Source organism: Pseudomonas sp. NBRC 111132 (genome assembly GCF_001320565.1).
GTDB lineage: Bacteria > Pseudomonadota > Gammaproteobacteria > Pseudomonadales > Pseudomonadaceae > Aquipseudomonas > Aquipseudomonas putida_P.
This window is the reverse complement of the sequence record NZ_BCBI01000033.1, coordinates 1-24,792: the sequence shown is the minus strand read 5'-3', so window position 1 is coordinate 24,792 and position 24,792 is coordinate 1. Positions and strand designations below refer to the sequence as shown.

At 63.1% G+C, this 24,792-nt stretch carries 19 protein-coding genes; 10 read left to right on the top strand and 9 right to left on the bottom strand.

Features of this window, described 5'->3' with window-relative positions; translation table 11 throughout:
- Window positions 1–126: 126 nt before the first annotated feature.
- Together APH35_RS16655 and APH35_RS16650 are read left to right on the top strand one after the other, a co-directional pair.
- Window positions 127–531 carry a c-type cytochrome gene (locus APH35_RS16655; RefSeq protein WP_033693936.1) on the top strand — a complete coding sequence of 135 codons (405 nt, stop codon included), beginning with the start codon at window positions 127–129 and terminating at the stop codon, window positions 529–531.
- A gap of 165 nt (window positions 532–696) precedes the next feature.
- Complete coding sequence (locus tag APH35_RS16650) at window positions 697–2,553, top strand: acetyl-CoA hydrolase/transferase C-terminal domain-containing protein (protein WP_012274806.1); 1,857 nt, start codon at window positions 697–699, stop codon at window positions 2,551–2,553.
- Window positions 2,554–2,675: 122 nt separating this feature from the next.
- On the opposite strand, the gene APH35_RS16645 is transcribed toward APH35_RS16650, so the two are convergent.
- Window positions 2,676–3,248 (bottom strand): xanthine phosphoribosyltransferase, encoded by a 573-nt coding sequence (locus tag APH35_RS16645; RefSeq protein ID WP_003253535.1) that lies wholly within the window; start codon window positions 3,246–3,248, stop codon window positions 2,676–2,678.
- A gap of 64 nt (window positions 3,249–3,312) precedes the next feature.
- The gene (gene rep / locus APH35_RS16640) at window positions 3,313–5,322 is read right to left on the bottom strand and encodes a DNA helicase Rep (RefSeq protein WP_012274805.1); all 2,010 of its coding nucleotides are present in this window, start codon (window positions 5,320–5,322) and stop codon (window positions 3,313–3,315) included.
- 293 nt (window positions 5,323–5,615) lie between these two features.
- Here rep and APH35_RS16635 point away from each other — a divergent pair, with 293 nt between their 5' ends.
- Window positions 5,616–7,280 (top strand): putative bifunctional diguanylate cyclase/phosphodiesterase, encoded by a 1,665-nt coding sequence (locus APH35_RS16635; protein WP_012274804.1) that lies wholly within the window; start codon window positions 5,616–5,618, stop codon window positions 7,278–7,280.
- A 71-nt stretch (window positions 7,281–7,351) separates the two neighbouring features.
- On the opposite strand, the gene APH35_RS16630 is transcribed toward APH35_RS16635, so the two are convergent.
- The gene (locus APH35_RS16630) at window positions 7,352–8,740 is read right to left on the bottom strand and encodes a NorM family multidrug efflux MATE transporter (protein ID WP_012274803.1); all 1,389 of its coding nucleotides are present in this window, start codon (window positions 8,738–8,740) and stop codon (window positions 7,352–7,354) included.
- 157 nt (window positions 8,741–8,897) lie between these two features.
- On the opposite strand from APH35_RS16630, the gene APH35_RS16625 reads away from it, so the two are divergent.
- Entirely contained in the window at window positions 8,898–9,824 is a 927-nt protein-coding gene (locus APH35_RS16625) for a LysR substrate-binding domain-containing protein (RefSeq protein ID WP_012274802.1), read from the top strand.
- A gap of 51 nt (window positions 9,825–9,875) precedes the next feature.
- On the opposite strand, the gene hglS is transcribed toward APH35_RS16625, so the two are convergent.
- Together hglS and APH35_RS16615 are read right to left on the bottom strand one after the other, a co-directional pair.
- Window positions 9,876–11,270, bottom strand: a complete 1,395-nt coding sequence (gene hglS, locus APH35_RS16620) for a 2-oxoadipate dioxygenase/decarboxylase HglS (protein ID WP_060515120.1) — start codon at window positions 11,268–11,270, stop codon at window positions 9,876–9,878.
- A gap of 140 nt (window positions 11,271–11,410) precedes the next feature.
- Window positions 11,411–12,301, bottom strand: a complete 891-nt coding sequence (locus APH35_RS16615) for a LysR family transcriptional regulator (RefSeq protein ID WP_060515119.1) — start codon at window positions 12,299–12,301, stop codon at window positions 11,411–11,413.
- A gap of 136 nt (window positions 12,302–12,437) precedes the next feature.
- On the opposite strand from APH35_RS16615, the gene amaB reads away from it, so the two are divergent.
- Together amaB and amaA are read left to right on the top strand one after the other, a co-directional pair.
- Window positions 12,438–13,928, top strand: coding sequence for an L-piperidine-6-carboxylate dehydrogenase (gene amaB / locus APH35_RS16610; protein WP_012274799.1), 1,491 nt, complete (start codon window positions 12,438–12,440; stop codon window positions 13,926–13,928).
- Window positions 13,929–14,115: 187 nt separating this feature from the next.
- Window positions 14,116–15,402 carry an L-pipecolate oxidase gene (gene amaA / locus APH35_RS16605; protein WP_060515118.1) on the top strand — a complete coding sequence of 429 codons (1,287 nt, stop codon included), beginning with the start codon at window positions 14,116–14,118 and terminating at the stop codon, window positions 15,400–15,402.
- Window positions 15,403–15,448: 46 nt separating this feature from the next.
- Here amaA and APH35_RS16600 read toward each other — a convergent pair whose 3' ends face one another.
- On the bottom strand, window positions 15,449–16,876 hold the full coding sequence (locus APH35_RS16600; RefSeq protein ID WP_041166807.1) for a mechanosensitive ion channel family protein: 1,428 nt from the start codon (window positions 16,874–16,876) through the stop codon (window positions 15,449–15,451).
- Between the two features lie 232 nt (window positions 16,877–17,108).
- Between APH35_RS16600 and ycaC (APH35_RS16595) the strand changes: the two genes are divergently transcribed.
- The 3 genes from ycaC (APH35_RS16595) (at window position 17,109) to APH35_RS16585 (ending at window position 20,312) form a co-directional block, all read left to right on the top strand.
- Window positions 17,109–17,738 (top strand): isochorismate family cysteine hydrolase YcaC, encoded by a 630-nt coding sequence (gene ycaC, locus APH35_RS16595; RefSeq protein ID WP_060515117.1) that lies wholly within the window; start codon window positions 17,109–17,111, stop codon window positions 17,736–17,738.
- 116 nt (window positions 17,739–17,854) lie between these two features.
- Window positions 17,855–18,163 (top strand): hypothetical protein, encoded by a 309-nt coding sequence (locus APH35_RS16590; RefSeq protein WP_012274795.1) that lies wholly within the window; start codon window positions 17,855–17,857, stop codon window positions 18,161–18,163.
- 166 nt (window positions 18,164–18,329) lie between these two features.
- Window positions 18,330–20,312 (top strand): amidohydrolase, encoded by a 1,983-nt coding sequence (locus tag APH35_RS16585; protein ID WP_012274794.1) that lies wholly within the window; start codon window positions 18,330–18,332, stop codon window positions 20,310–20,312.
- Window positions 20,313–20,388: 76 nt separating this feature from the next.
- On the opposite strand, the gene APH35_RS16580 is transcribed toward APH35_RS16585, so the two are convergent.
- Window positions 20,389–21,300, bottom strand: coding sequence for a LysR substrate-binding domain-containing protein (locus tag APH35_RS16580; protein ID WP_012274793.1), 912 nt, complete (start codon window positions 21,298–21,300; stop codon window positions 20,389–20,391).
- 135 nt (window positions 21,301–21,435) lie between these two features.
- Here APH35_RS16580 and ycaC (APH35_RS16575) point away from each other — a divergent pair, with 135 nt between their 5' ends.
- Window positions 21,436–22,065, top strand: a complete 630-nt coding sequence (gene ycaC / locus APH35_RS16575; protein WP_012274792.1) for an isochorismate family cysteine hydrolase YcaC — start codon at window positions 21,436–21,438, stop codon at window positions 22,063–22,065.
- A 176-nt stretch (window positions 22,066–22,241) separates the two neighbouring features.
- Here ycaC (APH35_RS16575) and APH35_RS16570 read toward each other — a convergent pair whose 3' ends face one another.
- Window positions 22,242–22,535, bottom strand: a complete 294-nt coding sequence (locus APH35_RS16570) for a hypothetical protein (RefSeq protein WP_012274791.1) — start codon at window positions 22,533–22,535, stop codon at window positions 22,242–22,244.
- A 391-nt stretch (window positions 22,536–22,926) separates the two neighbouring features.
- A complete protein-coding gene (locus APH35_RS16565) occupies window positions 22,927–24,714 on the bottom strand; it encodes a monovalent cation:proton antiporter-2 (CPA2) family protein (protein ID WP_012274790.1) in 1,788 nt (595 codons plus the stop codon).
- Between the last annotated feature and the right edge of the window lie 78 nt (window positions 24,715–24,792).

The following is a 24,792-nucleotide window of genomic DNA, read 5'->3' as shown; positions in this document are numbered from 1 at the left end:
CCCCTTTTCCGTGTGGGGTCGTTTCACGGCCTCTGGGTTCCCGCTATACTTTTCAACGCTCGCCGATCCGTGGCCGCGAGCGTGATTAGCCACCATGAGGGTGTTCGCGTGAACCAAATCAAGAAGATGCTGGCCGTACCAGCAGCCGTATTCGCCCTCTGGGCAATGAGCGCAACCGCTGCGACCAATGACGACATCGCCAAACGCCTGGAGCCGGTTGGCCAGGTGTGCGTCCAGGGCCAGGAATGCAAGGGCATGGAAGTGGCTGCAGCAGCGGGGGGCGGGGGCGCCAAGACGCCAGATGACATCATCGCCAAGCACTGCAATGCCTGTCATGGCACTGGCCTGCTGGGGGCACCGAAAATTGGCGATACCGCCGCGTGGAAAGAGCGCGCCGATCACCAGGGCGGCCTCGACGGCATCCTGGCCAAGGCCATTACCGGTATCAACGCCATGCCGCCCAAAGGCACCTGCGCGGACTGCTCGGATGACGACCTGAAAGGGGCGATCAAGAAAATGTCCGGGCTGTAAGACACAGCTGAATCGCACGAGGCCCGCCATTGATGGCGGGCTTTGTTTTTGGGGTGCCGGCACTCTCCCTGTCGCGGGTTCGCCCGTGAAGGGGCCGGTACAGGCAACCAATCACGCCCGGACTGTGTCCAACCCCTGAACCCATGGATGTCTCAGGAGGCCCCGATGCACCTCTGCTCCATCGACCTGGCTGTCGAGCAAGTCCTGTCGCGCCTGCCTGCTCATATCCACATGGGCCTGCCGTTGGGCTTGGGGAAACCCAATGCATTCGTCAACGCGCTCTACGCCCGAGTGCGCGAGTTGCCCGAGCGACGGCTGACCATCTACACCGCGTTGTCCCTCGGCCGCCCGCCATTGGGTGACGGCCTGCAACGGCGCTTTCTCGAACCCTTCGTCGAGCGCGTCTTCGCCGACTACGAAGAGCTCACCTACCTCGCCGACTTGCGCAACGACAGCCTGCCACCAAACATTCGCGTAGAGCAGTTCTTCATGCAGCCCGGCAGCCTGCTGCACAGCGAATCGGCCCAGCAGGACTACATCAGCAGCAATTACAGCCACGCCGCCCGCGACATCAACGCCAAAGGTTTGAACCTGATTGCGCAAATGGTGGCCGCCACACCTGAAAAGCCTGTTCACTTGAGCCTGGCCTGCAACCCCGACATCACCCTCGACCTGCTGCCGATGATCGCCAAGCGCCGTGCGGCCGGCGAAACCATCCTCATGCTCGGCCAGGTGCACGCCGAGCTGCCTTACATGCCGGGCGATGCGGAACTGCCCATCGATGCCTTCGACCTGTTGATCGACGAAGCCGAGCAGCGCCGGCTGTTCTCCACGCCGAACATGCCGGTCGGCACCCAGGACCACTGCATCGGCTTGCACGCCAGCAGCCTGGTGCGTGACGGCGGCACTTTGCAAATCGGCATCGGTGCCATGGGTGATGCAGTCGCCGCCGCGCTGCTGGCGCGCCAGGGTGACAACGCAGGCTACCGTGCCTTGCTGGAAGAATTGGATGTTGGCCCTTGGCAGTCACTGATCGAGCGGGAAGGGGGGCTGGATACGTTTGCCCAAGGCCTGTACGGCTGCAGCGAAATGTTCGTCAACGGCCTGCTGGTGCTGGCCGAAGCAGGCCTGCTGCGGCGCCCGGCGGATGAGCAGGGGCCCGTGGTGCATGGCGGTTTTTTCCTTGGCCCGCAGGCGTTCTACCAACGGTTGAGGGAAATGCCACTGGAACAGCGCGCGCGGTTTGCCATGACCCGCATCAGCTTCATCAACGAGCTGTACGGGCAGGAGGAACTGAAGCGCCGTCAGCGACGCGATGCGCGTTTTATCAACACGGCGTTCGGCATGACCTTGCTCGGCGCCGGGGTGGCCGATCAACTGGAGGACGGCCGCGTGCTCAGCGGCGTGGGCGGGCAGTACAACTTCGTCGCCCAAGGCCATGCGCTGGAGGGCGGACGTTCGATCCTGTTGCTGCGCAGTTGGCGCGAGGCGGGTGGGGAGGTGAGCTCGAACCTGTTCTGGACCTATGGCCACTGCACCATCCCCCGGCACCTGCGCGATATCGTGGTGACCGAATATGGCATTGCCGATTTGCGTGGGCAGACCGACAGCGAAGTGATTGCGCGGTTGCTGGCGGTGTGTGATTCACGGTTCCAGCAGGGGCTCATCGAGCAGGCCAAAGCGGCCGGCAAGCTGCCCAAGGGCTTTCAGCTGGACGCTCGCTTTACCGACAATACGCCACAGCGGCTGGAGGCGATCAAGGCGCGGCATGCGCGGTTGTTCCCGGAGTACCCGATGGGGACGGACTTTACGGCTGAAGAGCGGGACTTGTTGCGGGCGCTGAACTGGTTGAAGAGCAAGTTCAAGCTGAGCGAGGTGCTGGAGCTGGGCAAGGCAGCGTTGGATGCGCCGGGGCCGGAGGGGTATGAGGGGCACCTGAAGCGGATGCAGCTTGATAGGCCGCATGGGCTGAAGGAAGAGCTTTATCAGCGGTTGCTACTGGCGGGGTTGGCGGCGTCCTGATGAATAGCTGGGGCTGCTTTGCAGCCCATCGCGACACAAGGCCGCTCCTACAAGGGTTATGCGTATTCCTGTAGGAGCGGCCTTGTGCCGCGAAAGGGCCGCAAAGCGGCCCCCAATGGTGCTTATTCGATGAAGCTGACCACACCACCTTCCAGCGACTTCACCCGGGCCAGCGATTCAACGCGGTAGCCTTGGCTGTCCAGCTCGGCACGGCCGCCCTGGAACGACTTCTCGATCACGATGCCCAGGCCGGCCACGGTGGCGCCGGCTTGCTTGATGATCGAAATCAGCGCCTGCGAAGCCTTGCCGTTGGCCAGGAAGTCGTCGATCACCAGCACGCGGTCGCTGCTGTTGAGGTGGCGTGGCGAGATGGCCACGGTGTTCTCGGTCTGCTTGGTGAAGGAATACACCGAGGCAGTCAGCAGGTTTTCGGTCAGGGTCAGCGACTGATGCTTGCGCGCGAAGATCACCGGCACGCCCAGCTTCAGGCCAGTCATCACCGCCGGGGCAATGCCCGAGGCTTCGATGGTGACGATCTTGGTCACGCCGGCGTCGGCGAACAGGCGGGCGAACTCGTCACCGATCAGCTGCATCAGCGCCGGATCGATCTGGTGGTTGAGAAACGCGTCGACTTTGAGAACCTGATCGGAAAGCACGATGCCTTCTTCGCGAATCTTCTGATGCAGTGCTTCCACTTTGTTTTCCTCGATGTAGCAAAGGTGGCCGCAAATAGCGGCAAAGTTAAAGAGTAATGGTTGATCAGCGTTTGAGCATTGCCCGGATATCGGCCAGGGCGTTGTTGCCGCGTGCGGCCTTCACCTCGACCGGTGCATCGTCCAGGCCCTCCCAGGCCAGGTCGTCCGGAGGCAGTTCGTCGAGGAACCGGCTTGGCGTGCAGTCGATGATTTCACCGTACTGCTTGCGCTTGGCAGCGAAGGTGAAGGCCAGGGTTTGGCGCGCGCGGGTAATGCCCACGTAGGCCAGGCGGCGTTCCTCTTCGATGGTGTCGGCCTCGATGCTGGAGCGGTGCGGGAGGATTTCCTCTTCCATGCCCATGATGAATACGTAAGGGAACTCCAGGCCCTTGGAGGCGTGCAGGGTCATCATCTGCACACCTTCGGCGTTTTCTTCCTCTTCCTGCTGGCGCTCGAGCATGTCGCGCAGCACCAGCTTGCCGATGGCGTCCTCGATGGTCATGTCACCCTCTTCATCCTTCTCGAGGGTGTTTTTCAGCGCTTCGACCAGGAACCAGACGTTGCTGATACGGAAGTCCGCAGCCTTGTCGCTGGCGGTCTGCTGGCGGATCCAGTTCTCGTAGTCGATGTCGCGGATCATCTCGTGCAGTGCGGCAATCGGGTCTTCCAGGGCGACCTTGTGACGCACCCCGTCCAGCCAGTGCTTGAAGCGCTGCAAACGTTCGGTGTAGCGGGCGTCCAGGTGCTCGCCCAAGCCCAACTCCTCGCTGGCGGCGTACATCGAAATGCCGCGTTCGGTGGAGTAGTTGCCGAGCTTTTCCAGGGTGGTGGAGCCGATTTCCCGGCGCGGTACGTTGATCACCCGCAAGTAGGCGTTGTCATCGTCCGGGTTCACCAGCAGGCGCAGGTAGGCCATCAGGTCCTTGACCTCCTGGCGGCCGAAGAAGCTGTTGCCGCCCGACAGGCGATACGGCACCTGGTGGTGCTGCAGCTTCAGCTCGATCAGCTTGGCCTGGTAGTTGCCACGGTAAAGGATGGCAAAGTCGCTGTACGGGCGGTTGGTGCGCAGGTGCAAGGTGAGGATTTCCATGGCCACGCGCTCGGCCTCGGCTTCCTCGTTTTTGCAGCGGATCACGCGGATCTCGTCGCCTACGCCCATCTCGCTCCACAGCTGCTTTTCGAACGCGTGCGGGTTGTTGGCAATCAGCACGTTGGCGCAGCGCAGGATGCGGCTGGTGGAGCGGTAGTTCTGTTCGAGCATGACGATCTTCAGGGAGGGGTAGTCCTCCTTGAGCAGCATCAGGTTTTCCGGGCGGGCACCTCGCCAGGCGTAGATCGACTGGTCGTCGTCGCCCACCACGGTGAACTGGTTGCGCATGCCGATCAGCATCTTCACCAGCAGGTACTGGCTGGCGTTGGTGTCCTGGTATTCGTCCACCAGCAGGTAGCGCACGCGGTTCTGCCAGCGCTCCAGCACTTCGGGGTGTTCCTGGAACAACTTGACCGGTTGCAGGATCAGGTCGTCGAAGTCCACCGCGTTGAACGCCTTGAGCGTGCGCTGGTAGTGGGTGTAGACGATGGCGGCGGTCTGCTCGCGCGGGTTGCGCGCTTTTTCCAGGGCCTCTGGCGGCAGGATAAGGTCGTTCTTCCAGGCACCGATCATGTTCTTGATCTCGTCGATGCCGTCGTCGCCGGAGTATTCCTTCTGCATGATGTCCGACAGCAACGCCTTGATGTCGGACTCGTCGAAGATCGAGAAGCCCGGCTTGTAGCCGAGGCGCTCGTGCTCCTTGCGGATGATGTTCAGGCCCAGGTTGTGGAACGTACACACCGTAAGCCCTCGGCCTTCCCCCGGGCGCAACAAGGTGCCGACACGCTCCTTCATCTCGCGCGCGGCCTTGTTGGTAAAGGTCATCGCCACGATGTACTGGGCACGGATGCCGCAGTTCTGGATGAGGTGGGCAATCTTGCGCGTGATCACGCTGGTCTTGCCCGAGCCTGCACCGGCGAGCACCAAAAGAGGGCCGCCGACATAGTCACGGGCTTCCTGCTGCCGGGGATTGAGTCGGGACATGCTAGAAACCGGGGGTCGCCAGAAAATAGCCGCGCATTCTAACAGGCATGGAGCGGTTGTGGCGCGACCGTCTGACGTCTGAGTCAGACTTTTGTCCGCCTAACTATTAGTACCACTAATGCTAGTAGCTGAAAAAATCATATTTGCCGGTTTGTTTCGTTTCGCGCAGGATGCACGACAAAATACGTCGGGCTGCTACCCCAGAAACATGTATAAAAGTGAAAATCATTTTCATTAAATACAGTAGCATACCCGCCAGATCTCGTTGCACCGTCAAGCCCTAAGGAGCCCGCTTGTCCACGCCTGTCGAACCTTTGCGTTTGCTGCTGTTGGCCGATGAGCCGGAATGGGCCGCCGTGTTGCGCGCGTGCATGCCTGCACTGGGCGGCAGCGCCGTACTGTTGACCGCGCCGAACTGGGAGGCGATCGACAGCCTGTTCAGCCATGATCGCCATGCCGTCGTGTTGGCGACGCCAGCCTTGCAGCCCGCTCCCGGGCGTTGCGAGCTGCCGACCATCCTGCTGCTCGACCATGAGCCCGAGGCACCGCCCAGCGCCGTCAGCGACTGGCTGGTGCGCGACCAGCTCAATGCCGATGGCCTGCGCCGCTCACTGCGCCATGTGCGTGAGCGCAGCGTGCTGGTGGCCACCTTGCAGCGCCTGGCCGAGCAGGACCCGCTGACCGGCATCGCCAACCGCCAGGGCTTCCAGGCTTTGCTCAACGCACGCCTGGCCGAAAACGAAGGCCGTGGCGTTGCGCTTGGCCACCTGGACCTGGACAACTTCCGCCACGTCAATGACGCCCTTGGTCACCAGAGTGGTGACCGCCTGATCCTGCAGGTAGTGGCACGGCTGAAACATCAGCTGGAGGCGGGTGACCAGCTGGCACGTCTGGGTAGCGACGAGTTCGCCTTGTTGATCGACACACGCCGCGACGCCAATCGCGCCGAATGGATTGCCGAACGCATCGTCGAGGCCTTGGCCGAACCCTACTGGATCGACGGCGAAAGCCTGCTGCTGGGCTGCAGCCTGGGCCTGGCCCATGCTCGCGCGCAGAGCGGCGCCGATCCGCTGATGTGGCACGCGCATATCGCCATGCGTCAGGCCAAGGGCAGCCAGGGCTGCACCTTCCATGTGTTCAACGAACGTATCAACCGCAACGCCCGCAGCCTTGCCGACCTGGAAAGCGAACTGCGCCGTGCCCTGCGCCGCGACGAGCTGGAGCTGCACTATCAGCCGCGGATGAACCTGGCAGACGGGCGCATCGTCGGCCTGGAAGCGCTGGTGCGCTGGCGCCATGCCGAGCGCGGGCTGCTGCCACCCAGCGAGTTCGTGCCACTGGCCGAGCAGAGCGGCCTGATCGTGCCCTTGGGTTACTGGGTGATTTCCCGCGCCCTGCGCGATATGCAGGCCCTGTGCGAGCGCGGCCTGGAGCCGTTGCACATGGCGGTAAACCTGAGTTTCCGCCAGTTCCAGGACAGCCAGTTGTTGGCCACCTTGAGCCGGTTGATCCTTGAGCACGGTGTGGATGCCCGCTGGCTGGAGTTCGAACTGACCGAAACGGCGGTGATGCGTCGTAACGAGCTGGTGCGCCAGACCATGGACGCGCTGGGGCGCCTGGGTGTGCGCTTTTCGCTCGATGATTTCGGCACCGGGTTTTCTTCGTTCGTGCACCTCAACAGTCTGCCGATTACCTTGCTCAAGGTGGACCGCAGCTTCGTTGCGGAAATGGAAATGCGTGAAGAGAACCGCAAGCTGGTGCACGCCATGATCAACCTGGCGCACAACCTCAACCTCGAGGTGGTGGCCGAGGGGGTGGAGCGTGAAGAGCAGTTGGCGCTGTTGCGCGGGTTTGGGTGTGACCAGGTGCAGGGCTTCTTGGTCAGCAAGCCATTGCCGGTCGGGGAGTTGATCGAGTTCTTGCTGGATTGCAGCAGGCCGAAGCTGGTTAGCCTGTGAGGTCGTAGGGGAGGGCTTTGCCCTCCATCGCGGCCTTGTGTCGCGATAGGGCTGCAAGGCAGCCCCTGCAATCAAACAGACACCGCAGTCCCACCAGACAAATCAGCCTTTCTCAACAGCCGCTTCATCCGCCACTCAAAGCCAAAGGTCAGCGCCACCGCCGCACACGCCAACCCCAGCGCCAGCCCCCACCAGATACCCACTGCTCCCCCGCCCAGGGTGAAGGTGAACAACCAGGCGCTCGGCGCCCCCACCAGCCAGTAGCACACCAGACCGATCAAGAAGGTGGTCTTGGCGTCCTTGAGCCCACGGATCGAGCCCATGGCAATTGTCTGCATGCCGTCGAACAGCTCGAACCACGCTGCCACCATCAACAACTGCACGGCCACTTGGAAAATCGCGGCGAAGGCTGGGTCATTGCGGTCGATGAACAGCCCCACCAGCGCCTCGGGCAGCAGCAGGAACAACGCGGCAAAGGCAAACATGATCATTGCCCCGAAGCCAATGCCCACACGCCCGGCGCTGCGTGCTGCCAGCAGGTTGCCAGCGCCGTAGTACAGGCCCACGCGCATGGTGACCGCATACGACAAGCCAGTCGGTACCATGAACGCCGTGGACACGATCTGCAGGGCGATCTGGTGCGCCGCCAGTTCGGTGCTGCCCAGCACGCCCATGCACAGCGCGGCGAAGGCGAACAGGCCCACTTCCACCATATAAGTGCCGCCAATCGGCAGGCCCAGCCGCCACAGCTCGCGCAGTGCCGGCAGCGATGGGCGCGACAGGCCCTTGCGCAGTGGGTAGGCGGCGTAGGCCGAGTGCCAGCGGATATACAATGCCAAGGCAATGGCCATGCCCATCGACACCACGGCGGTGACCAGGCCGATGCCCATCAGGCCCAGCTTGGGCAGGCCGAACATGCCTTCGATCAACGCCACGTTGAACAGGTAGTTGAGCACGGTGCCGACCAGGCTGATGACCATCACCGGGGTCGAGCGGCCCAGTGCGCTGGTGAAGCCGCGCAAGGCCATGAAGGTCAGGTAGCCGGGCAGGGCCAGCGGCAGCAGGGTGAGGAATTCTGCGGCCGAGGCCACGTTTTCGGGCTGTTGCCCGAACAGCAGCAGAACCGGCTGAAGGTTCCACAGCACCAGCGCGGCGAACAGCGCCAGGCCCCAGGCCAGCCACAAACCGTTCTGCGCCAGGCGGGTGGCACCCTCGATGTCATTGGCGCCCTTGCGAATCGCAACCAGGGTGCCGACTGCGGCGATCACGCCCAGGCAGAAAATCGACACGAACGAGTAGCTGGCCGCCCCCAGGCCACCACCGGCCAAGGCCTGGGGGCTGATGCGGGCCATCATCAGGGTGTCGGTCAGCACCATCAGCATGTGCGCCAACTGCGAGGCAATCAGCGGCCCGGCCAGGCGCAGCAAAGCCTTGAGTTCTGTGGTGGGCGCGACGTGCATGGGGGCGATCCTTCATTCTGGGGTGATCAACGAACGGCGATTCTGAGGCTTCGGTCAACTTTGCACAAAAGGATAAATCCGATAGTTGGCATGAGTTGAACTCATGCATATATGCTCCTCGGTGATTCACGTCATACGCCCATATTGCAGGTACCACATGTCACGCCAGCTACCACCGCTGTATGCCCTGCGCGCATTCGAAGCTGCCGCGCGGCTAAGCTCCTTCACCCGTGCTGGCGAGGAGCTTTCGATCACCCAAAGCGCCATCAGCCGGCATATCCGCACACTCGAGGAGCATTTTGCCTGCCGCCTGTTCGTGCGCAGTGGCCGCAGCCTGCAACTGACCGAAGCGGGGCGGGTGTTGCTGCCGGGTGTACGTGAAGGTTTCGCGGCGTTTGAGCGGGCTTGCGAAACCTTGTGTGGCGAAGACGATATTCTGCGCATGAAAGCCCCATCGACCCTGACCATGCGCTGGCTGCTGGCGTGCCTGAGCCGTTTTCGCCACCTGCAACCGGGTAACGAGGTGCAACTGACCAGCGCATGGATGGACGTCGACCATGTGGACTTCAACCAGGAGCCGTTCGATTGCGCGGTGTTGCTCAGTGATGGGGTGTTCCCCGCAGACTGGGAGGTGCGCAAGCTGTTCCCGGAGCTGCTGATCCCGGTCGGTGCGCCTGACCTGCTCGACGAACAACCCTGGGACGTGTGCCGGCTGGCTAGCATCGAGTTGCTGCACCCCACGGTGGACAAGCGCGATTGGCGGGAGTGGCTGGAGCGCATGGGGCTTGGCGACAAGGTGTCGCTCAAGGGTGGCCAGGTGTTCGACACACTGGAGCTGGGCATGATTGCCGCCGCGCGGGGCTACGGGATTTCAATGGGCGATTTACTGATGGTGGCCGAGGACGTGGCGCAAAAGCGCTTGAGCCTGCCTTGGCCGACGGCCGTGCCCAGCGGGATGGATTACTACCTTGTGTGGCCGCGAACCCGGCGAGGCGGCGAGCGGTTGCGGCGCTTGAGTGTGTTTCTGGAGCAGGAGGTGGCGGCGATGGATTTGCCCGATGTGGAAATCCTGCCGCCTCTCTGATCGCCTGTGCCGTCCCTTTCGCGGGCGAGCCCGCGAAAGGGACGGAAGCCCTTACATCGAACCCAGGTTCAATGCTTGTGCGCAGGCTTGCAGCGAGCGGCGTTCGCTTTGTGCATACAACGCCAGCTCATCCTGCACCTGCAGCCCCAACGCCGCTTCGAAGGCATCGCGGTTGGCGTTGCTGCCGTACTCGGCCTGCGCGTCGTCGCCCAGGTTGGACTGGAAGATCCCCGCCGCGCTCACCGGCAGGAAGTCCTCGTACACCAGCGCTTCGAAGTGCACATGGCCAGCGTCGATCAGCCCTTGCAGGGTAGTCGGGCGGCCTTCCTGGTCACGCGCGGCCAGGCCTTTCTCAGTCGCGAAATAGCGGAAATACGCCAGGCCTTGCTCGCGCATCTGCGCCAGGTCGTCCGGGAATTCGGCAAAGGTTGCCTTCAGCAGCGCCATGTAGCGCTCGGCATTGGCCTCGGCCGGTGCGCCACCCAACGCGGCGCGGGTAGCGTCGAGCAGTTTGTCGTACAGCTGGCGGCCTTTCGGCGTCAGCGCCGCGCCGCGTTGCTCAATCTCGCCAAAGCGCGCGGTGTGGCTGCCTTCGCTACCTTGCTGGTCGCTGAACGCGACCCTTTCCTGCAGGGCCTTGAAGCTGGTCTGGCGCAGCAGGATCGGGTGGCGACGAGTGGGCGGGCCTTCGACCACGGCCTTTGGCGGGATGCCCTTGGCCGGCATGCCGACCTGGATTGCATCGATGTCCAGGGTACGCGGCGTCAGGTGGTTGATGTGCGGGCCCTTGAAGGCCACCACATCGGCGATCAGGCGATGCTGGTCGTGCAACTGCTGGTATTGCTCGGCTGTGACGGTGGCGTCATGGTGCCAGCGGAAGGTGTGCAGGGCTTCTTGCACGAAGGCTTCGGCATCCGCTGCGTTAAGGCCGCCATCACGTTCGCACTGGGCGATCAGCTCGAGGGCGCGGGCGGTGAAGATCTGGCGTTTGGCCAGAATGCTCTGGGCCAACTCGCGCAGCTGCGGGTTGTCGATCAGCTCCAGGCGCAGCAGCGAGGTGAATACACGGAACGGGCTGACGTGCAGCGCCTGCTCGTGCACCGCACGGAAGGCAGTGGAGTGCACCGGCACGCCGGCAGAGCTGAGGTCGTAGTAGCCGACCGGCTGCATGCCCATGACCGCAAACAGGCGCGCGATGGTGGCCAGTTCTTCAGCGGTGCCCACACGGATGGCGCCGTGGCGCTCCTGGTCCAGGCGTTCGATTTCGCCGGTCCAGCGCAGGGCCTCGGCCACTTCGGGTTGCTGGGCCATGACCTGCTGGTTGATTTCGCTCACCAGCTCCAGCAGCGTGCCGTACAGCGGCACTTCCTGTTTGTACATGAGCGACATGGCGGCAGAGAACTGCGCGCGAATGCTGTCTGGGCTGACGAAATCGTGGGCGGGCATCGCTAGCTTCCTGGTTGGGTTCGGACGCTTACATGAAAGCTGGGAATGCACTTGGCTCACAAGCGAAAAAAAGTGAGTGTGTCATTCCTTTTTTGATCGACCTTCAGGGCGCTTTCGCAGGTAACTCCGCGAAGAAGCCCTCAAGCCTGAAGTTGCTCACGAATCCATTCCACCAATGCCCTTACCTTGGGCACCTCCGCCGCATGCTCGGCATACGCCAGGTAATGTGCCCCGGCACTGCGCATCGCATGGTTCCACGGCACCATCAGGCTACCCTCGGCCAACTCCTTTGCCGCCAGGTAGCGCGGTACCAGCGCCACGCCGCACCCGGCCTGCGCCGCGCTCAACGCCATATAGAACGTATCGAAGCGTGGCCCGTGATAGGCGTTGACGCTCTGCAGGTCTTGCTCCAGGAACCACTCATGCCAGGCCTCCGGTCGCGACGTGCTCTGCAACAGCACCAGGTCGGCCAGCTCTGCGGCATCGCCCAGCGTGCGCCCGGCCAGCAGCTCCGGCGCGCACACCGGTACCACCTCTTCGCGGAACAGCTCCACGCAGGTAGCCCCCGGCCAAGTGCCCTGGCCATAGAAGAACACCACGTCAGCCGAACCCTGTAGCAAGGCGAACGGCTCCATCTCGTTGCGGATGTCCAGGTGGATATTGCTGTGCCGTTTGCCAAAGCCCTTCAGGTGCGGGATCAACCAGCGCACGCCAAAACTCGGTTGCGTGGCTACCTTCAATATCTCGGTCTGCTCGCCATAAGTGAGCACGTAGCGGCTGGACATATCCACCTGGGTGAGGATCTTGTTGACCTCGGCCAGGTACAGGCTTCCGGCCGGGGTCAGCTGCAGGCGCCGGCGGATGCGCAGGAACAGGTGGTGGCGCAGCATGTCTTCAAGCTGCGCCACCTGCTTGCTGACCGCGCTCTGGGTCAGGTGCAGCTCTTCGGCGGCACGGGTAAAGCTCAAGTGGCGGGCTGCAGCTTCAAAGCACTGCAGGGCGGTCATGGAAGGCACCAGGCGTTTGGACATAGCGGTCTCTGCGGCTCGAATCATTACCTGGTGGAATGATATGCGGAATAAAGGTCGTTTGTTGTACCTATGTGATCGGATTAATACTGATCCCCATCAATTTTCCACCCCATCACCCGATGTAGGAGAAGCACTAATGGTTGCTGGATTGCTCGAGCGCCTTGGCGTTGCCGCCGAGGCTTACACCCAGGGCGACTACCCTGTTCACACGCCGATCGACGGCAGCCAGATCGCCTCGGTGAAACTGCTCGGCAAGGCCGAGACCATCGCCCGCATCGATCAGGCCCAAAGCGCCTTCGACGCCTGGCGCACTGTGCCGGCCCCGCGCCGTGGCGAATTGGTACGCCTGTTCGGCGAAGTGCTGCGCGAGCACAAGGCCGACCTGGGCGAGCTGGTTTCGATCGAAGCCGGCAAGATCACTCAGGAAGGCCTGGGTGAAGTGCAGGAAATGATCGACATCTGCGACTTCGCCGTGGGCCTGTCGCGCCAGCTGTACGGCCTGACCATCGCCTCCGAGCGCCCAGGCCACCACATGCGTGAAACCTGGCACCCGCTGGGCGTGGTCGGTGTGATCAGCGCCTTCAACTTCCCGGTCGCGGTGTGGGCCTGGAACACCGCGCTGGCCCTGGTGGCCGGTAACTCGGTAGTGTGGAAGCCGTCCGAGAAGACCCCGCTGACCGCCCTGGCCTGCCAGGCGCTGTTCGAAAAAGCCCTGAAAGCCTTTGGCGACGCCCCGGCTGGCCTGGCGCAACTGGTGATCGGCGGCCGTGAAGCCGGCGAAGCCATGGTCGATGACCCGCGCGTACCGCTGGTCAGCGCCACCGGCAGCACCCGCATGGGGCGCGAAGTCGGCCCACGTGTGGCCGCCCGCTTTGGCCGCAGCATCCTGGAACTGGGCGGCAACAACGCCATGATCCTGGCCCCGAGCGCGGACCTGGACCTGGCCGTGCGCGGCATCCTGTTCTCCGCTGTCGGCACCGCCGGCCAGCGTTGCACCACGCTGCGTCGCCTGATCGTGCACCGCTCGATCAAGGACGAAGTGGTTGCCCGCGTCAAAGCCGCCTACGGCAAAGTGCGCATTGGCGACCCGCGCAAGGACAACCTGGTGGGCCCGCTGATCGACAAGCTGTCGTTCGACGCCATGCAAGGTGCGCTGGCCAAGGCCCGCGACGAGGGTGGCCAGGTATTTGGTGGCGAGCGTCAGCTGGCCGACCAGTACCCGAACGCCTACTACGTGTCGCCTGCCATTGCCGAAATGCCGGCGCAAAGCGATGTGGTGCGCCACGAAACCTTCGCCCCGATCCTGTACGTGCTGGCTTATGACGACTTCGAAGAGGCCCTGCGCCTGAACAACGAAGTGCCACAAGGCCTGTCGTCGTGCATCTTCACCACCGACATTCGCGAAGCCGAGCGCTTCCAGAGTGCTTCGGGCAGCGACTGCGGCATCGCCAACGTCAACATCGGCACCAGCGGCGCCGAGATCGGCGGTGCGTTCGGTGGCGAGAAGGAAACCGGTGGTGGCCGTGAGTCGGGTTCGGATGCCTGGAAGGGCTACATGCGTCGTCAGACCAACACCGTGAACTATTCGCGTGAGCTGCCGCTGGCACAGGGTATCGTGTTCGACTGATGGTTTGATGCTGCATGGCCGGGGGCTATGCCCCCGGTTCGCGGGTGAACCCGCTCCCACAGGGACAACACAGCTTTCGGAACCTGTGATGTCCCTGTGGGAGCGGGTTCACCCGCGAATGGGCCGCAAAGCGGCCCCAATAAACCAGATGCACCTGCAATAAGAACAACACTGCTGGAGCCGGGCCATGTCCGAACTGCGTCAAGAATGCTTGTGGGAATTCGTCAGCAAACCGAGCGTTGCCGCCCAGGCCCTGGCCGGTGAGCACAAGGCCGATGTCTGCGTGATCGGCGGCGGTATCACCGGTCTGTCGGCAGCCATCCATCTGCTCGAACAGGGCAAGTCGGTGATCTTGCTGGAAGCGTGGAAGATCGGCCACGGTGGTTCCGGGCGCAACGTCGGCCTGGTCAACGCTGGCACCTGGATCCGCCCCGACGACGTCGAGGCCACCCTCGGCCAGAAGCAAGGCAGCCGCCTGAACAAGGTGCTTGGCGAAGCCCCGGCTGAAGTGTTCGCCATGATCGAACGCCTTGGCATCGACTGCCAGGCCCAGCACAAAGGCACGCTGCACATGGCGCATAACGCCACGGGCATCGCCGACCTCGAAGCCCGCCACGAACAATGGCGCCGCCGTGGTGCCGACGTCGAGCTGCTGACCGGCGCCCAATGCCAGGAATACTGCGGCACCAACAAGATCTCTGCCGCGCTGCTCGACCGCCGCGCCGGCACCATCAACCCGATGGGCTACACCCAGGGCCTGGCCGCCGCCGTGGCCCGCCTGGGCGGCAAGCTGTTCCAGCAGTCTTCGGTCGAAGGCCTGGAGCGTGACGGCGATGCCTGGCGGGTGAAGACTGCGCGGGGTTCGGTGCGCGCCGACAAGGTGGTGATTTCCACTGGTGCCTACACCGAAGGCGACTGGAGCACCCTGCAGAAGCAGTTTTTCCGCGGTTACTACTACCAGGTGGCTTCCAAGCCTTTGCAATGCGCAGCCGCCGACAAGGTGCTGCCGCATGGCCAGGGCTCGTGGGACACCCGCACCGTGCTCAGCAGCATCCGCCGCGACGACCAGGGCCGCCTGCTGCTCGGCAGCCTGGGCCGGGTCGACAACAAGCCAGCGTGGTTCGTGCGCAGCTGGGCGGACCGGATCCAGAGCCACTACTACCCGGAACTGGGCAAGGTCGAGTGGGAAATGCACTGGACCGGTTGCATCGACTTCACCCCCGACCACCTGATGCGCCTGTTCGAGCCGGCGCCGGGGCTGGTGGCGGTGACGGGGTACAACGGGCGGGGCAATACCACGGGCACCGTGATCGGTCGGGCATTTGCCGAGTTTTTGCTGAAAGGGGAAGCGGACAGCCTGCCGATTCCGTTTTCGCCCATGAGCGGGGTGAGTGCGCCTTCATTGCGCACCGCGTTCTATGAGTCCGGCTTCTCGCTGTACCACGCGGGGCAATGCTTGAGAGTTGTGCTGTAAGCACTGGCCTCTTCGCGGGTGAACCCGCGAAGAGGCCAGTGCCGGCTTACTTGTGTAACCAGCTGAGGAAGCCGCCTTTCTTGATCAGGGCCGGCTTCTGCAGCAACAACGACTCGCGGTTCTGCCGCCGAAACCGCTGCAACTTGCTCAACGCCGTCTGCACTTCGCCACGCTGCTGCAGGCAGCTCTTCACCTGTTCCTTGTCGATGCGGTACAGCACGCAGCTGGTCAGCGTGCGGAACTCGGCCAGCGAATCGTCTTCGTCGATGATGCCCTCGATCCCCAGCACTTCACCCGGCCCCATGCGCCCGGCTTCCAGCAGTTTGTCGCCATCGCGCACCGACGCCGATACCACCCCGCTGCCAATCACCAGCAAATGATCTGAATGCTCGCCAACCCCCAGGATCACCTGGTCCGGCAGGTACTCCACTGCGGTCATGCGCTGGCTCAAGGCGTCTCGCTCTTCATCGCTCAGCGAGCGGAACACGCGGACCTCGTCCAGCACTTCGCGCTGGCGGCTGCGCGGCGGCACGGCCAGGTCGACGTTCCACATCACTCCGCTGGCTTCCAGATGCCGGTGCGCCAGGTCGAACAGCTGGTTGCGCGCGTCACCCTTGGCGCCCATATCGGCCACGAAGCCACTGGCCTCGTACTCCACTGACTCCAGCGTCGAGGCCTTCACCGTTACTTTCGGTTTTGGGGTGGCAAGAATGGCACTGACGCCTTGCAAGGCCTTTTCCAGCGCGTCGAACACCCGCTTGGGGCGCACCTTGGCCGGCACCACCACGCTGATCGTGACCCCATGCACATCGGCCGGGCGGCTGTGGTTGAGCAGCCGTGCCTTGGCCGCCACCGAGTTGGGGATTACCGCCAAACTGCCGCTGCCGGTGAGCAAGCGGGTGGCGCGCCAGTCGATGTCCAGCACCTTGCCTTCGGTGCCGTCGATAGAGATGGAATCGCCGATCTGGTAGGGCCGCGTGGTGTTCAGCACGATGCCGCTGAACACGTCGGCCAGGGTGCTCTGCAGCGCCAGGCCAATGACGATGGCCATCACCCCGGAGGTGGCCAGCAGGCCCTTCACCGGCAGCTGCATCACATAGCCTGCGGCAGCCACCACGGCGGCGAGGAAGATCAACGCCCCCAGCACATCCTGCAGCAACCGCCCGCCATGGCTGCCACGGGCTACCAGCAACAGGCCGAACACCACGGTTACCGTGCGTGCGCCAAACAGCCACCAGCCGATCGCCAGCACCGTGGCCATCAGGTTGCGCGAGACATCGTCGGGCCAGGGCGGTGGTTGCAACGGGCTCATGCCGGCGGCCACCAGCACTGAGCTGAACAGCAGGAATATCACCAGCCGCGTGCCGATGCGCCAGGCTCGGCGCTGCATGGGGATGGCTTGCCAGAGCACGAGGTCGAGCAGGATCAGGGCGGTACCGAGCAACAACGGGGATGACTGGATGAACGCCAGCATGGTGGTCTCGGGGTGAGGGGAGGGCTGTGGGTAGTAATAGAGCAGGTTTGCAGGGCAGGCAATGGCAGCCCGCGAAGAGGCCAGCAAAACCAACGCCAATCTATCGTTCCTAAAACAGAACGCTAAAGCCAAAAACCACCATCTACCGCTCCAAAGGTCCTGGTTTTAATCTTCAAACATCAACGCGAAACACCCTACTTGCTGAAATTCAAAACCATCAGGAGCTGCCACCATGACCCACTTCAAATACAACCGCCTGAACAAAGACGACGCCGCCGTACTGCTGGTCGACCACCAGGCAGGCCTGCTGTCCCTGGTCCGCGATATCGAACCCGACGCATTCAAGAACAACGTGCTGGCCCTGGCTGACCTGGCCAAGTTCTTCAACCTGCCGACCATCCTCACCACCAGCTTCGAGCAAGGCCCCAACGGCCCGCTTGTGCCAGAACTGAAAGCCCTGTTCCCGGACGCCCCGTACATCGCCCGCCCAGGCCAGATCAACGCCTGGGACAACGAAGACTTCGTCAAGGCCGTGAAGGCCACCGGCAAGAAGCAGCTGATCATCGCCGGCGTCGTGACCGAAGTGTGTGTTGCCTTCCCGGCCCTGGCGGCACTGGAGGAAGAGTTCGAAGTGTTCGTGGTGACCGATGCCTCCGGGACCTTCAACGCCATGACCCGTGACGCCGCCCATGACCGCATGAGCCGGGCCGGTGCGCAGCTGATGACCTGGTTCGGCGTGGCCTGTGAGCTGCACCGCGACTGGCGCAACGACATCGAAGGCCTGGCCGCGCTGTGCTCCAACCACATCCCGGACTACCGCAACCTGATGACTAGCTACAACGCCTTCAACGCCGGCAAGTAAGCCAACCTTTCCGGGCACCCCCAGACGGTGCCCGGCCAGGGCTGCATACCCATCCAATCCACCGCCCGTCCGCCGTTGCACAGTGGATGCGGGCAAGCTCATCCCAAGGAACGCCGATGAACACCGCACTCCAAGACAACCGCGAAGTGGTGACCGTATGCCTGCAACACAAGGTGCTCGGTAGCCCAACGGGCGCCACGGTAGCGCAACCGCCGCGCTGGAAGCAGGCGCTGCTGACCTACCTGGTGATCTGCCCGATGACCATGGTCATTCCGCAACTGCTGGCGCCGCTGTTCGCACGCTTCCCGCAGTTGGGCGGCCCGATCACCGGCAACCTGGTCGTGAACCTGTTCGTCATCCTGCCCGTGGTGTTCTACATCATGCCTTGGGTAACCCGCCGCTGCGCCAATTGGCTGCGTGGGTGAGCCGCGCCGTATCGGGCTTGACCTCGAATGGGCAGCCTTGGCGGCACAAAATTTGATCAGGGCTAACCTTCTACAACCCATCGCACAGCCATCCAGGCCCTGACCCAGCACCAACCGGCATGCTCCACAGTTGCGCCTGCCACCGCACCCAGAGACGGAGAACATCATGTCCCAGGACCGCAACGACAAGACCCGTCGCCAGTTCCTCGCCACCAGCACCGTGCTCGGTGCCGCCGGCGCGCTCTGGTCCGCATTGCCCTTCACCGGCCAAGCCGGTTCAGCTCACGCATCCAGCCAAGGAGGTTCCATGTCCGCCGACCTGATTCTGTTCAACGGCAAACTACACACCGTTGACCGTGAAAAACCTACCGCGACTGCTGTCGCCATCAAGGATGGCCGCTTCGTCGCCGTGGGCAACGATGCCGAGGCCATGGCCCACAAGGGGGCAGCCACGCAAATCATCGACCTCAAACAGCGCACGGTGATCCCAGGCCTGAACGACTCGCACCTGCACTTGATCCGCGGCGGCCTGAACTACAACCTGGAGTTGCGCTGGGAAGGCGTGCCGTCGGTGGCTGATGCCTTGCGCATGCTCAAGGACCAGGCCGCACGCACGCCTACGCCGCAGTGGGTGCGTGTGGTCGGTGGCTGGAACGAATTCCAGTTCGCCGAGAAACGCATGCCGACCCTGGAAGAGATCAACCAGGCCGCGCCCGACACCCCGGTGTTCCTGCTGCACCTGTACGACCGCGCACTGCTCAACCGCGCGGCACTCAAGGCTGTTGGCTACTCCAAGGACACGCCGAACCCGCCGGGTGGTGAAATCCAGCGGGACAAGTTCGGCAACCCGACCGGCATGCTGATCGCCCGCCCCAACGCAATGATCCTCTACGCCACGCTGGCCAAGGGGCCGAAGCTGCCACTGGAGTACCAGGTCAACTCCACCCGCCAGTTCATGCGCGAACTCAACCGCCTGGGCCTGACCAGTGCCATCGACGCCGGTGGCGGCTACCAGAACTTCCCCGACGACTACTCGGTGATCCAGGAGCTGGCCGACAACAACCAGCTGACCGTGCGCATTGCCTACAACCTGTTCACCCAGAAGCCCAAGGAAGAACTGGACGACTTCAAGAAGTGGACCGCCAGCGTCAAGCTGCACAGCGGCACCGACTTCCTGCGCCATAACGGCGCCGGTGAAATGCTGGTGTTCTCGGCCGCCGACTTCGAAGACTTCCTCGAGCCGCGCCCGGACCTGCCACAGACCATGGAGGAAGAGCTGGAGCCGGTGGTGCGCCACCTGGTCGAGCAACGCTGGCCATTCCGCTTGCACGCCACCTACAACGAATCGATCACGCGGATGCTCGACGTGTTCGAGAAGGTCAACCGCGACATCCCGTTCAACGGCCTGCCGTGGTTCTTCGACCACGCCGAAACCATCACCCCGCAGAACATCGAGCGCGTGCGCGCCTTGGGCGGTGGTATCGCCGTCCAGGACCGCATGGCCTTCCAGGGTGAATACTTCGTCGACCGCTACGGCGCCAAGGCGGCCGAGCAGACCCCGCCAATCAAGCGCATGCTCGACATGGGCGTACCGGTGGGCGCCGGTACCGACGCCACCCGTGTGTCTAGCTACAACCCGTGGACCTCGCTGTACTGGCTGGTCAGCGGCAAGACCGTTGGCGGCATGGCGCTGTACCCGGAAGGCCTGAGCCGCGATACCGCGCTGCAGCTGTTTACCCAGGGCAGTGCCTGGTTCTCCAGCGAACAGGGCAAGAAGGGCCAGATCAAAGTGGGCCAGTTGGCCGACCTGGCGGCGTTGTCGCTGGACTTCTTCAGCGTCGATGAAGAGGCGATCAAGGGCATCGAGTCGGTGCTGACGATCGTCGATGGCAAGGTGGTGTACGGCGCAGGTGAGTTCGACAAACTGGGCCCGCCGCAGGTGCCTGTGTTGCCGGAATGGTCGCCGGTGGTCAAGGTGCCGGGGCACTGGCGCGTCGGTACGCCATCGTTGGCCGCCGCCGTGCACCAGTGCAGCGGGCCATGCGGGGTGCATGCGCACAGCCATGAGAAAGCGCGGCATTCGAGCGTACCGGTGAATGACTTCCAGGGCTTCTGGGGTGCGCTGGGTTGTTCATGCTTTGCTTTCTAAGCTGAACTGATGTGAAAAAGGGGGCCAGTTTTGGCCCCCTTTTCTGTTCTTTCACTGCTGGCGCTTTCGCCGGTGCTCAAGCCATGTCGCTGATGGCAAATTCCTCAGCCAGATGATCGATCAACGCTCGCACCGACGGCAGCAACCCGCGCCGCGACGGGAAGATCGCATGCACGATCCCGCAACGCGGGTGCCACTCAGGCAGCAGCTCTACCAGCCGCCCTGCCGCCAGGTCTTCACGCACCGCCACTCGCGGCAAGTGGGCAATCCCCACGCCTGCCACCACGAAGTGGCGCAACGCGAACAGATCGTCAGTCACCATGCGCGGCTTATGCGGGATGACGATGCTGCGGCTGTTGCCCTCACCCTGAAACAGCTCCCACTGGTACTCACGCTGGGCACTGCCCCAGTGCACGCTCGGTAGCGTGCCGAGCAGCTGTGGGTCGAAACCTTTGGGCAATTGCTCCAGGTATTGCGGCTGGCCGACCAGGCACTGGGTGCTGTTGCTCAGCACCTTCATCACCATGTCGGTGTTCTCCAGCGGCGGAAAGCGCACCCGCAGGGCAATGTCGAAGCCCTCGTGCAACAGGTCGACACGGCGGTTGGTACTTTCGATGAACAACTCCACCTGCGGGTACTTGAGCATGTAGCGGGTCAGCATCGGCCCAACCCAGGAATTGAGCAGGGTAGTCGGGCAACTGATGCGCACCAGCCCGCGTGGTTCGCTGCGGTTGCGCTCGATGATCTCTGCCGCGCCCTCGGCCTCTACGCGCATGGCCAGGCAGCGGTTGTAGTAGGCCTGGCCGATCTCGGTCAGTGAGCAGTGCCGGCTGGTGCGGTGCAGCAAGCGCACGCCCAGGCGGTCTTCAAGGTCGGCGATGCGCCGGCTGAGCTTTGACTTGGGCATGTCCAGCGCCCGGCCGGCTGGGGCGAAGCCACCGTGCTCAACGACTTGGGTGAAGTAGTAGAGGGAGTTGAGGTCTTCCAATGATCGTTCTCCAAATGGAACGCTAAAGGCATTTTTCGCAGTCTACCGCCGTGAAGGTGATGATTTTAATCTGTGCCCATCAACGCGAAACACCCCGAATTGCTGAAAAATTCATAACCCTTAGGAGCACAGACCATGAGCAAATTCACCTACAACCGCCTGAACAAAGACGACGCCGCCGTGCTGCTGGTGGACCACCAGGCTGGCCTGCTGTCCCTGGTGCGCGACATCGAGCCGGACAAGTTCAAGAACAATGTGCTGGCCCTGGCTGACCTGGCCAAGTTCTTCAACCTGCCGACCATCCTCACCACCAGCTTCGAGCAAGGCCCCAACGGCCCGCTGGTGCCAGAACTGAAAGCCCTGTTCCCGGATGCCCCGTACATCGCCCGCCCAGGCCAGATCAACGCCTGGGACAACGAAGACTTCGTCAAGGCGGTGAAGGCTACCGGCAAGAAGCAGCTGATCATTGCCGGTGTGGTGACTGAGGTCTGCGTAGCCTTCCCGGCGCTGTCGGCGCTGGAAGAAGAGTTCGATGTGTTTGTGGTGACTGATGCTTCCGGTACTTTCAACGAAATGACCCGCGATGCTGCTCATGACCGCATGAGCCAGGCGGGCGCCCAGCTGATGACCTGGTTCGGCGTGGCCTGTGAGCTGCACCGCGACTGGCGCAACGATGTGGAAGGGCTGGCTGCGCTGTGCTCCAACCACATTCCGGATTATCGGAATTTGATGACCAGCTACAACGCGTTGACTGCGGGTAAGTAACCAACCCATAGCAGTGCGCGCAAAGGCCGGCTCTCTCTATAGGGGGCCGGCCTTTTTTGTTTGCTGTGCTGGCCTCTTCGCGGGTGAACCCGCTCCCACAGGTACTGCACAGTTTCAGAACCAGTGGTGATCCTGTGGGAGCGGGTTCACCCGCGAAAGGGCCGGTACAGGCGGCATCAATTCATTGGCTGTGACTCAATCCCATCCAGCAGTGCCTCAACCAGCCCTTCTGCCATTTCGAGTGAGTTTAGGTTGCTCCAGAACAGGCTTTTGCCTGTCTCATCCAGATGCTCCAGGGCTTTGTAGCCACAGTCGTAGGCACCGCGCAGGTACTGGGCGACATGTACCAGGGCGTCGTGGGCTGAGACGCCGGGGTTTACGGTGAACAATGGGGGATGGCCGGCATCGCAGCGGCTGAAAGGGCGTTGTGTGGTGTTGGGGAGGGGTGGATCGGGAACAATCTTTTTCATAGCCAAACTCCGATAGAGGTTGGCCGGCACCATCCGTTTCCACGCGAAGGGTGGCGGCTGCACGCGGGGTGGAAAGCCGGGCTATCGGAACCCCGGCAGGCCATACGGCCTCCCGCGTGCAACTGCCATGACGACAGCTGTTCCGATTACCTGCCGGGTTTCCACACCCGATCGCTGAACCGACAGCGACCCGGTCAGCCTAGAGAGCAGGCCTTCCCCGGACAATCAGACGGGCGTCGACACGGGGTGTAGGATAAATCCTCGGGATCGGCGGTGACGTAGGAAATGGTTGGTCGGGAAGTAGGATCTTGCTGAGAATCGGACGATTCCGTGATGGTTTCTTGGGTGCGCGTAATGGCGCCACAACCCTCAAGGCGTACGACAAAGGCCCTCAATCCGCATCCGAATCAAACAACCGCGCCAGCTCCACCCGCGCCTCCTTGGCCGTCTGCATCACCTTGGCCCGGTCATCGCGCACATGCCCCTGGGCCACCAGCACTTCTTCGTCATGTTGGGTAAACCGCGCAATACGGTCCGCCGCCTGTTCATCGCTCAAGCCCAACCCCACCAGCGCCCGGCGGGTCATTTCCAGGCTGGAGTAGAACGTCTCGCGAATCGGCTCGGCGCCTGCATCCACCAACTTGTGCACATGCTGGCGGTTACGTGCCCGGGCGAGCACTTTAAGGTGTGGGTACAGGCGTTTCACCCGTTCGGCGGTATGAATGGCAGCTTCAGGGTCATCGATGGTGATGATGAAGTACTCCGCTTCACCCACCTTGGCGGCGTGCAGCACCTCGGGGCGCAGGGGGTCGCCGTAGAACACCGGCACCTGTTCGAACATGCGGGTCATCTCGATGGTGTCCACCGAGGTTTCCAGGGCAATGAACGGGATCTTCTGCGCACGCAGGATGCGCGCGACGATCTGGCCCATGCGGCCCATGCCGACGATCACCACCCGCGGCGTATCCGTCTGGATCTGCTTGTACTGCTCGGGCACTTCACGCGCCGGTTGCGGGCGTTTGAGGGCGCGGGCGCAGCCCAGCATCAGCAGCGGGGTAATGGCCATCGACAGGGTGATGGTCATCAGCAGCAGGTCGTAGGTCTGGGTGTCGAACAGGCCCTGGTCCTTGCCCAGCTTGAACACCACGAAGGCGAACTCGCCACCCGCCGCCAGCACCATGCCCAGGCGCAGGGCGCTGGCGCTGTTCAGGCCACCAACCATTCGGCCGACGCCTATCAGCAGCACCAGCTTTACCGCCACTAGCAGCAGGGTCAGGCCCAGCACCACCAGCGGCATGTCCAGCAGCAGGCGAAGGTTGGCGCCCATGCCCACGCTGATGAAGAACAGCCCCAGCAGCAGGCCCTTGAACGGCTCGATCTGCGATTCCAGCTCGTGGCGATATTCCGAATCGGCCAGCAGCAGGCCGGCGAGGAAGGCGCCAAGGGCCATGGAAATGCCGGCTTCTTCCATCAGCCAGGCCGTGCCGATCACCACCAGCAGCGCGGTGGCGGTGGACACCTCCGGCAGGCCGGTGCGGGCTACGGTGCGGAACACCGGGCGCAGCAGGTAGCGGCCGCCGATGATCACCACGGCGATGCTGGCGAACACCTTGAGGCCGTGTTGCAGGCTGTCGCCGTGACTGGTGTCCGGGCCGCTGGCGGCCAGCAGCGGCACCAGGGCGATAAGCGGTATGGCGGCGATGTCCTGGAACAACAGGATGGCGAATGCCAGGCGGCCGTGCGGGGCGTTGAGTTGCTTGCTCTCGGCCAGGCTCTGCAGGCCAAGGGCGGTGGACGATAGCGCCAGGCCCAGGCCGAGCACGATAGCGGCCGGCAGTGTCTGGCTGAAGCCGAACAGGGCGATGGCACCGATCAGCGCGCCGGTCAGCAGCACCTGGGCAGTACCGACACCGAACACCGACTTGCGCATCAGCCACAAGCGCTTGGGCGACAGTTCCAGGCCGATGATGAACAGCAGCAGCACCACCCCCAGCTCGGAAATGTGCGCCACGCTTTCGGTGTCGCGGATCAAACCCAGCGCTTGCGGGCCGATGACCACGCCGGCCAGCAGGTAACCGAGCACGGCACCCAGTTGCAGGCGCTTGGCCAGCGGGACAGCGAGGACGGCGGCAAGCAGGAAAATCACCGCGGTTTGCAGAAGGCTGCCTTCGTGTGGCATTGGCTCGTACTCCATGAGCTGCCGGGGCAGCGTTTGAACAGTTTGGCCGACGATTCTGGGGCTTGGAGTGGGGGCAGA